Source organism: Flavobacterium terrigena (assembly GCF_900108955.1).
GTDB lineage: Bacteria > Bacteroidota > Bacteroidia > Flavobacteriales > Flavobacteriaceae > Flavobacterium > Flavobacterium terrigena.
The window spans coordinates 726,669-736,721 of sequence record NZ_FNYA01000001.1; the positions used below are offsets into that span (position 1 = coordinate 726,669).

The following is a 10,053-nucleotide window of genomic DNA, read 5'->3' on the forward strand; positions in this document are numbered from 1 at the left end:
TTTAATCAATTTAATGTAATTTTTGATAACGAATTTGTTACAGATTGCTTTTATCGAACATGAAAGGTAATAAATTTTTCAAAGAATCAGATTTAAATACTGCTCCTTTTGCTCCCATAAAATAAATTTCGATTGGTAAATCTTGTTTAATTTCATACTCGGCAATTGCTTGACGACATGAACCACAAGGAGGAATTGGGTTTTCTGAATCTCTATCTGAAGGTGTTGCAGAAATAAACAGTTTTACAATTTTATTATTCGGATAATTGGCTCCAGCATAAAAAATAGTTACTCTTTCCGCACATAAACCAGATGGATAGGCTGCATTTTCTTGATTTGAACCTTGCAACACTATACCATTATCTAAAACAATTGCTGCTCCAACTAGAAATTTAGAATAAGGCGCATAGGCATTCTTTCTAATTTCAATAGCCTGATTCATATATTCTTTTTCCGATTGTGATAATTCGTCAAAAGATTCGAAAACTGACAATTTAGTTTCTATTTGAATTTCCTTCATAAGTTAACTCTATAATTATTTTATTTTTTTAGGAAAAAAAATCCAAATTCAAAAAAAATTGAATTTGGATTTAAGTTTATTTTTATATCTATTAATTATCTTCGTATTCGTCTCCGAAATTAAACGTTAAAGAAAAACGCAGTGTGTTTTCTAATGGGTTTCTTACTTTTGAAGCAGAGAACAAATATGATACATCTATTTTTACAACGTTATATTTAAATCCAGCACCTAAAGTAAAATACTTTCTAGCTCCCTTTTCTACACTTTCATTAAAATAACCTGTTCTAAGCGCAAATGAATCTTGGTACCAGTATTCTGCACCTAAAGCCCAAGTAAACTCTTTTAATTCTTCTGAAAAACCATCAGGCGCATCACCGAATGATTGAAAAATTCCGCTAGTCCAACTTATTTTTCTATAATTTTCGTTATTGATAGCATTTTGTTCCTCTTGAGTAACATCTTGTGGATCTGTAAAATCACCATCTTCATTACTATCAATAGGAGCATCGGCAATTTGTGGTGTTGGCACTAATAATTTTGTAACCTCACCAATAAGACTTACTTTGTTATAATCATCAAAAATAAAATCGAAACTACCTCCTAATCTTAAATTAGCTGGAAGGAAATTTTCATTTAATTGGTCATTATCATAAGAAATTTTTGGTCCTAAGTTTTGAAAATTGAAACCTGCTCTCCATCTTCCGTTAAAACTATCATAAGCTTCTTCTTCAGATTGGTATAAACCTGAGATATCAACTGCAAATGTAGAAGCTGGTTTAGAATCTGTATTCGCATCTGGAATTTTAAGGTTTGAACGAATGTAACGTCCAGCAACACCCATAGCAAATTCTGGACTCAATTTTAATGAGTAAGAACCATCTAAAGCCAATTCATTTGGACTAACCGTTCTTCCTGGATCATCAAATGAGCTTCTTAACTCAATGTCACCTAAACCAAAATAACGCAAACTTGCTGCAAAAGCACTTCTGTCGTTAATTTTATTAAAATAAGTAACTTGTCCTAAAGAAATATCGTTAGCAATACTCGTTAAATATGGAGTATAACTCACTGAAAATCCTTGTTTTTGTCTTGAAAAAGCGTATTTTGAAGGATTGTATTGTTGAGAATATGCATCAGCTGAAGAAGCTACACCCATGTCTGCCATACCAGCAGAACGTGCGTCAGCAGCAATTAATAAAAATGGCACTCCAGTAGTAATTACTCTATCTTGCGCATTTGAAAACTGAGCAATTAAAATAATTGGTAAAAATTTAATTAGATTCTTCATCTGTTTGTTTTGGTTAATACTTCTATTTATTTCAGATGTAATTTTGTTTCAATAAGATTGACTTTTTAATGTGAGTCGACAAATATACATTTTTTTTATAGGATAACAAGTTTTTCTATTTTTTCTGTTTTCTTACCAGTCATAGTCGATTTTACAGTTAATTTATAAACATAAACACCTTTACCAATACGGTCACCAAAATCATCTTTTCCATCCCATTTAATATCTCTCGAATTAAAGCCCTCATTCACAATTGTTTGATTAATTGTTTTTACTAACTTACCTGTAATGGTTAAAATTTGAACTTGCACATCTAAAGGTTCATAAGGTCTGTTATGATTGAACCAAAATTCTGTATAACTCACAAATGGATTTGGATAATTTAGTACATGTTCTAATTCTAAATCGCCATCACCAATAACAATAAATTGAATTTCTCCTGTTATCAAATTATTATAAACATCCCAAGCTTTAAATAAAATAGTATGTAAACCTGGAGCTAAATCTCTAAATTGATAAGTAACTTTTCCTTTTTTATAATTATCCGTTTCTGTTTCGTAATAATCATTTAAAATAAATGGTTTATTTTCATCACCATCTAAAATAGCCACTATATCATGACCAATTCCACTTGCCGTATTGATCCCATTTTCATCTTCTAGAAAAGCTAAAAATATTGGCGATTCATTTGTTATTCCGCCACTTACAAAATTGGTATCATTCATATATAATCTCAATTTTGGAGGTGTTGTATCTGATGGTGCTGCAATATTTACTCCACCAACTTTAATTTGAGTATTATAACCTCTTTGGTCTTCTAAAATTGGATTATTTCTTTTAGCATAAAAACTTACTCTAGCATTTCCAACAGGTATTTGAATATCTTGTGGTACAATAAAACTAAATTCGAATTTACCGTTTACTACCGACGCATTTCCTCTATAAATAACTTCACCTAAAGTAACAAAATTCAGTTTTGGGTAGTCAGTACCAAGAATAACCTCTACATTATCATTATCTAAAGTTTGTCTGTTTAAATTTTTATCATAAACTTGAACCGCTAAATCCCCATTATAATTAGCAATAAGTGCATTATTTTCATCTAAAACTTCTCCCGTTAAAGTGGCTAAAGATAAAGCTTGCAGAGAAAGAGTTGTTGTATTTATGTCTTGCCCATTTACTTTTGTAAGTACTATACTTGGTTTCGGTATGGCTAATTTCAAAGCTGGATCACCAATATAAAACACTACTCTTCTATTTGAACCACTAACAAGATTTTTAGATCTTCGTAAAACTTCAGCAATTGCTATGTAAGAATTATTTTCGATATCAAACAGATCATCATAAATATCTTCATTCATTATCCTTCCTAAACCTTGACCAATTTGTCTGGTTGTTGCCAAAAGAGAAATGGCTCCTCCTGCCTTATTCCAATACATATATTCACCACCCGTTGGGCGATTTGGATCATCAAAACGTGTAAACTCACAAGTAATTGTAATAAATAAAGGATATTTATATCTATTCGTAAGCGCCTGAGCATCTGCTTTTTCAAAAAGACGTTCAACTGCTAAACTTTCTTCATTACCATGTCCGTAATAATTTAAGACTAACGCACCTAAATTAATTGCATCAATAAACGCTTTTTTAGCTTGTGGATATCTTTCACCACCTGCACTAACTTGTTGAACATATGCATCAGCAAAAATTTTGTTAGAATTAAAAAATGGATGTGCAGCAGTTGTTTGGTCTGCCAAAATATTTAAATCTCTTTGTAATAGCCAATCACCAGCTTTATCAACTGCAGAATCAGGATCATCCGCATAATACACTAAATTATTACGCCATCTTTTATATGATTTTTCATCATGATATTCGTAAACTTTATTCACCATTTCCGATGCTTGTTCATTTGAAGAAACCAACATTCTTCCTACGGCCAAATCCATTCCACCATCTCCATTTTGCATATCACCTTCATTATCCTCCATTAGAGTAAAAAAATCATCAGACATAAATGAAGAAAATAATGAAAAATTTGTGTCGTTATGAAATACAACATGAGGATTCAAAGAACTATTTACATTAAAACCATGGAATGTTGGTACAATATTGGTATTGTTTTTAATTCTGTCTTTACAATCATAAGAAGTATCCCCAAATAAATTTAAATATTTCACCTTATTATTTGGGTAAGAAGGATTATTATAAAAAACATATTTTACAAAATTCCTGATAGCCGCCACGTCTTGTTTACCTCCACCAAATTCATTATAAATACTTGCCAAAGTCACAACTTTAACAATCATACCTGAATTATTTCTATGAAAATTAGCTAAACGTTCTGCTTGAGCTTTTAGAGATGTTGGCGTTATAATTAAATAATCAATATCTTTTGCTACTCCTAAATTATTATTAAAAATTGTTCCTTTTAAATTTTGATTAGCAACATTGGTATCCGCATCATTTAATGGAGAATACAGATCTGAATAATCAACTACAACAAATTTCCTGTCTTGACCTAATGGCAATTTAAAAGAAATTGTACTTTGTGAATTGTCTAATTTCGTAACATTATAAATATCTGTAACTTCCCAAACAGATTTAACACTTAAAGCATTAGAAATAGTAAATTGCCCTACACCAATATTTGTTTTCACTTCTTTATTAGAAAACAAAAACTGTTTCCCATAACCTTTCAATTCAGCGTTATACTTTAAAATAATATAATCTAAATATCCTTTAGAAGAAGGTACTCCATTATTATTATATTCTAAATTTATTGATACCGAATTGTTTGCAGGAGTAAAAGTGGTATTCAGAACATTTTCAACACCTAAAGCCGAACCTCCTGCGGCTCTAATTGGAACTGTTCCAATATTTACGTTATTAGCTTTTACTATAAAAGAAGTAGCAACAAAAGAAATAGCTGCAAAATCTGCGGAAAAACTGACAGCAGAACCCGCAACATAATTTGGTAAAGTAAAATCAAAATTCTGACTTACTTCTACATTAAAGTTTTCACCAAACCATCTTCTTCCAATTTTTCCAGCGTTAACTAAATCAACTTCATGATATTTATAACCGTCATAATTAGACAACAATAAAGTTGGAGACGCAGATGGTTCATTATAAGCTTGAATTCTTTTTCCCGAAGAACCAGTTGTACTTACATAATAATATGATTTATCTGCAAACAGATTAACGTGAGTTAAACTTTCATTGTTCCAAGTATCTACACCTTCAGCATAAAACAAAATATAATCATTATCATTAAAAACACCATCTTCTTCACCTAAAAACTGAATAGCATTTTCCTCTAAATCATTAGGATATGGAATACTATTTAAGAGAGGCAACATTCTACCTCCGTTTCCATAAATCTTAATATTTCTCGGGTCAACACCTACATTTACACCAATACTTTGCAGAAAACTTTTAGTAATTTTATAAACACCTGATTTTTCAACATAAAATCTACGCCAATTACCATTTGCCAAAACAGAATTCTGAATTGCATTAACTCTATTATTTGATTTATTTGAATTAGATATTGTATATTCAATTGTAAACGATTTTACTCTTTTATAACCTACTCCATCCTTAATTATTGGATTAAAATTAAAAGACAAATAAGCATCATCTCTAGACAAAGAAGAGAATGATTTAAAATCTAATTTAGAAGAAATTCCAGAAGCATTTAAAACTCCCAAAAGAGAAGCATCAATATTTTCGTAAGTAATATTACTAAGCTTAGCCCCATCTTCAGAAACCAAGCCCTCAACACGGAAAATATTAGTATATTTAATGGTTTTATTGGATTCATTAAACTCAAAATTTTCATCTGAAAATTTTGGTAAGTTATATTTTAAATCGCCAATAACAAATGAGGAATTATTTGTCCAAGCAAGCGAAAAATTCTTCGAGTTTTGAGCGAAACTCAAAAATGAAGCTAACAACAGTATTAAAAAATTCTTTTTCATTATCATAGTAACGCAAAATAAACTAAAATATTGTTAATATTAAATTTTTAAACAAATTTATACAATATTTAACAGCATAATCCGTTAATAATTAATCGAGTTAGATAATGTTTAATTTTTTTTTTATTTTTTTGTTGCATATTAATGGTTTATTACTATCTTGCGGCACTTAAATTATTACCTACAAAAGTATGAAAGTTACTAAAATTATGACTTTAAAATTGTTATTAGCGTTGTCTGTAACAATAGGTTTTACCAGCTGTAGCAAGAAAGGAAGCACTAAAGGTGGTTCTAGCGCAACTGGATGGCAAATCAACGATAAAAAAGGTGGTTTCCAATATAACACGAAATTCAAAAAGCAAGAAACTCCTCCAGGAATGACTTCTATTGAAGGTGGTGCGTTTACAATGGGAAAAGTTGAAGACGACGTAATGCACGATTGGAACAATAGTCCAACTAAGCAACACGTTCAATCTTTCTTTATGGACGAAACTGAGGTTACTAATATGATGTATGCAGAATATTTATTCTGGGTAAAATCTGTTTATCCTCCAACAGAAGATAATTACAAACACATTTACAACGGAACTATTCCGGATACTTTAGTATGGAGAAATCGTTTAGGTTATAACGAAACGATGACTAACAATTACTTAAGACACCCTGCTTACGCTAACTACCCAGTAGTTGGAGTTAACTGGATTCAGGCAACTGAATTCTGTGAGTGGAGAACTAACCGTGTAAACGAAAATATTCTTGAAAAAGAAGGTTACCTTAAAAAAGGAAACAAAATTAGTGCAGACGTAACAGCTGAATCTAATTTCGATACAGAATCTTACATTAACTCACCATCAAAAACTTTTGCTGGTAATGAAGAAATTGTATTAAAAAAACCAATGGGACAAAAAAGCGGAAGAAGACCAGCTAAAGGAGCTACTGCTGCTGATGGTTCAACTTCAGAAGCTAAAAACGTTTATGCTCAAAGAAGTTCTGGTTTAATTTTACCAGAATACAGATTACCAACTGAAGCAGAGTGGGAATATGCTGCATTAGCTTTAGTAGGAAACAGAGAATACAACATTTACAAAGGTCAAAAGAAATATCCTTGGAAAGGTCAATATACTCGTTCAGGTAAAAGACAATACAGAGGAGACCAATTGGCTAACTTCAAACAAGGTAAAGGAGATTACGGTGGAATCGCAGGATGGTCTGATGATGGTGCTGATATTACAAACTACGTAAAAGCTTACCCTCCAAACGATTTCGGTTTATACGATATGGGTGGAAATGTAGCTGAATGGGTACAAGACGTTTACAGACCTATTATTGATGATGAAGGAAATGACTTCAACTACTTTAGAGGTAACGTTTATACTAAAAATAAAATTGGTGAAGACGGAACTGTAGAAATGGTTACTGTTGACAACATTAAATATGACACTTTAAGTAACGGAAAAGTAATGGCTAGAAACTTCCCAGGATCTATCGCTCAAGTTCCAGTTGATGATAACGAAACATATTTAAGACAAAACTTCTCTACTTCTGATAACAAAAATTACAGAGATGGTGATAGACAATCAACAAGATACTTTGACTTTGGTACTTCAGAAGAAGAAAAAGAATCAGCTAATGATCCAAACAAAAGAATGTACAAAGCTCCATTACATAAAATCTCTGTAGATAGTGCTGGAAACCAAGTTAAACAATTTGACAAGGCTGACAACAGAACTACTTTAGTAGATGATAACGTAAGAGTTTATAAAGGTGGATCATGGAGAGATAGAGCTTACTGGTTAGATCCAGCTTCAAGAAGATATTTCCCACAAGATATGGCAACTGACTACATTGGATTTAGATGTGCAATGTCTAAAGTTGGACCAAAATCTAACAAGAAAACTCCAAGAGGAAACGTAAAAGGATAATAATTCTTCAAAATATTTTAAAAAAGCCCTTTAATTTTAAAGGGCTTTTTTTTATTTTAGCACTATGGAAATAGCAACAATTTACAATTACTTTTTGCAAACCACTGGTATTGCAACTGACAATAGAAAAATAAACACAGATAACTTATTTGTAGCGCTTAAAGGCGATAACTTTAACGGAAACAAATTTGCCTTAAGTGCTATTGAAAACGGTGCTAAATATGCTATTATAGATGAAGTAGAATACAAAACAGATGATAGATTCATTTTAGTAGAAGATTCCTTAACCGCTTTACAACAATTAGCAAGTTACCACAGAAATCAATTAAATATTACCATAATTGGTTTAACTGGAAGTAACGGAAAAACTACAACTAAAGAATTAATCAACGCTGTTTTATCACAAAAATTCAATACAAAAGCTACTATTGGAAATTTGAATAATCACATTGGAGTACCTTTGACTTTACTTTCTTTTGATTCAACTACAGAAATTGGTATTGTAGAAATGGGTGCCAATCATCAAAAAGAAATTGAAATGCTTTGCGAAATTTGCCAACCCGATTTTGGTTACATTACCAACTTCGGAAAAGCGCATTTAGAAGGTTTCGGCGGAACTGAAGGCGTGATAAAAGGCAAAAGCGAATTGTACCAATATTTATCTGCAAATAACAAAACGGCTTTTGTAAATACAGATGACACCATTCAAAACGAAAAAACAACGAATATTAATCGAATCACTTTCGGATTAAATAATCCTGAAAACTTCGTAAATATTACAAAGATAGAAACCAATCCAATGGTAAAAATTGAATTTGAAAACACTACAATTCAATCGCACTTAATTGGTTTGTACAATGCCAATAATATTAATGCCGCCATCACAATTGGAAAGCATTTTGGAGTTTCAAATGAGAAAATTAAATTCGGATTAGAAAATTACATTCCAAACAATAATCGTTCGCAATTATTGGAGAAGAATTCAAATAAGATAATTTTAGATGCTTACAATGCGAACCCAAGTAGCATGAATGCTGCTTTAACCAACTTCTTTCAGTTAGAAGAAAAAAACAAAGTAGCAATTTTGGGAGATATGTTCGAATTAGGAGTTGAAAGTTCATACGAACATAAAAAACTAATTGAATTTTGTTTCAATCAAGAAAACATCATCTTTCATTTTATTGGTAAGGATTTTTTCGCACATAAAAACTCCAACTCAAATATGAATTTTCACGAAACATTTGAAAATTTTAAATCCGTATTTTCTTCGAAAAAAACAGAAAATAGTTTCTTACTTATTAAAGGATCAAGAGGAATGAGTTTAGAAAGAACTTTAGAAATTATATAATACAAAAAAAGCTTTTCAAATTGAAAAGCTTTTTTTTTGCGCATAGTAATTAATTATTCTTTAATGAAACGCTTCACTCCTACTGCTGAATTATTTGTAACCTGTACAAAATAAATTCCTGTTGTAAGTGAGCTAACATTAATCATATCATTTTCAATTGTTCCTTGAGCTAATTCTTGTCCCATTTGGTTGAAAATTTTATAGCTAGAATTATTCGTTAATCCTGAAAAATACATCACTCCATCTTTAACTGGATTAGGATATAATTTATATGATAATTCTTCAACCTCATTTTTATTTGTATTCAAAGTAGCAGTTTCTTTTACCTCAACATCTACTTCTTCAGTTTCAGATTCAGTGCTTACATCACTTGTTTTAACTATACCTCCATTAACAATATTAATTGAATAATCTTCTACTTCACCTCTAGTAAACACTTCACAAGCTGAAGGATTAGCATTGTATTTCATTGACACTCTCATTCTTGTAGTCCCTGTTAATGCTGAAGTTGGAATTGTAAAACTACCACTAACAGTTGCTGCTTTTGATTTTGATTTACTATAAACCAATTCATTTGATTCAAAGCTACCATTTTTGTTATAATCAATCCAAACATTGAAAGCCTCAGCATAAGATGAATTAACCCAACCAGCAGAAATACTAATAGATACTAATGAACCTAAATTAACACTAGTTGACATTGAAGTAAAATTACCATATCCACTATTATTTCCAGACAAATTATTAATAGTACCAATTTGAACTCTATTAATAAATTCATTAGCTGTATTTCCATTTGAAATACAATAAACAACAGCCGCTGATAAAGTAGTTACATTAACTGTATTACTTGCAGCAGAAGTATTTCCTGCCGCATCATAAGCAGTTACATAAAATCCATAAGTTGTTGAAGCTGATAAACCAGAAACTACTAATGATGTAGCTGTAGTTGTTACTTTTAAAACTCCATTTTGATACACTTTGTATCCTAC

At 31.0% G+C, this 10,053-nt stretch carries 6 protein-coding genes; 2 read left to right on the top strand and 4 right to left on the bottom strand.

What is annotated here, in order from left to right; genetic code table 11:
- Positions 1 to 37 precede the first annotated feature (37 nt).
- The 3 genes from cdd to porU all read right to left on the bottom strand — a co-directional run bounded on the left by cdd (position 38) and on the right by porU (position 5,791).
- Positions 38 to 520: a cytidine deaminase gene (gene cdd, locus BMX42_RS03525; protein WP_091308697.1), complete on the bottom strand. Its 483-nt coding sequence runs from the start codon at positions 518 to 520 to the stop codon at positions 38 to 40.
- A gap of 91 nt (positions 521 to 611) precedes the next feature.
- Positions 612 to 1,808 carry a type IX secretion system outer membrane channel protein PorV gene (gene porV, locus BMX42_RS03530; RefSeq protein WP_091308700.1) on the bottom strand — a complete coding sequence of 399 codons (1,197 nt, stop codon included), beginning with the start codon at positions 1,806 to 1,808 and terminating at the stop codon, positions 612 to 614.
- Between the two features lie 95 nt (positions 1,809 to 1,903).
- Entirely contained in the window at positions 1,904 to 5,791 is a 3,888-nt protein-coding gene (porU, locus tag BMX42_RS03535) for a type IX secretion system sortase PorU (RefSeq protein ID WP_091308704.1), read from the bottom strand.
- Between the two features lie 191 nt (positions 5,792 to 5,982).
- On the opposite strand from porU, the gene gldJ reads away from it, so the two are divergent.
- Complete coding sequence (gene gldJ, locus BMX42_RS03540; protein ID WP_091308708.1) at positions 5,983 to 7,713, top strand: gliding motility lipoprotein GldJ; 1,731 nt, start codon at positions 5,983 to 5,985, stop codon at positions 7,711 to 7,713.
- A 64-nt stretch (positions 7,714 to 7,777) separates the two neighbouring features.
- Positions 7,778 to 9,061 carry a UDP-N-acetylmuramoyl-tripeptide--D-alanyl-D-alanine ligase gene (locus BMX42_RS03545; protein ID WP_091308711.1) on the top strand — a complete coding sequence of 428 codons (1,284 nt, stop codon included), beginning with the start codon at positions 7,778 to 7,780 and terminating at the stop codon, positions 9,059 to 9,061.
- A gap of 53 nt (positions 9,062 to 9,114) precedes the next feature.
- On the opposite strand, the gene BMX42_RS03550 is transcribed toward BMX42_RS03545, so the two are convergent.
- The coding region (locus BMX42_RS03550; RefSeq protein WP_177169109.1) for a GEVED domain-containing protein at positions 9,115 to 10,053 on the bottom strand (939 nt) is incomplete at its 5' end.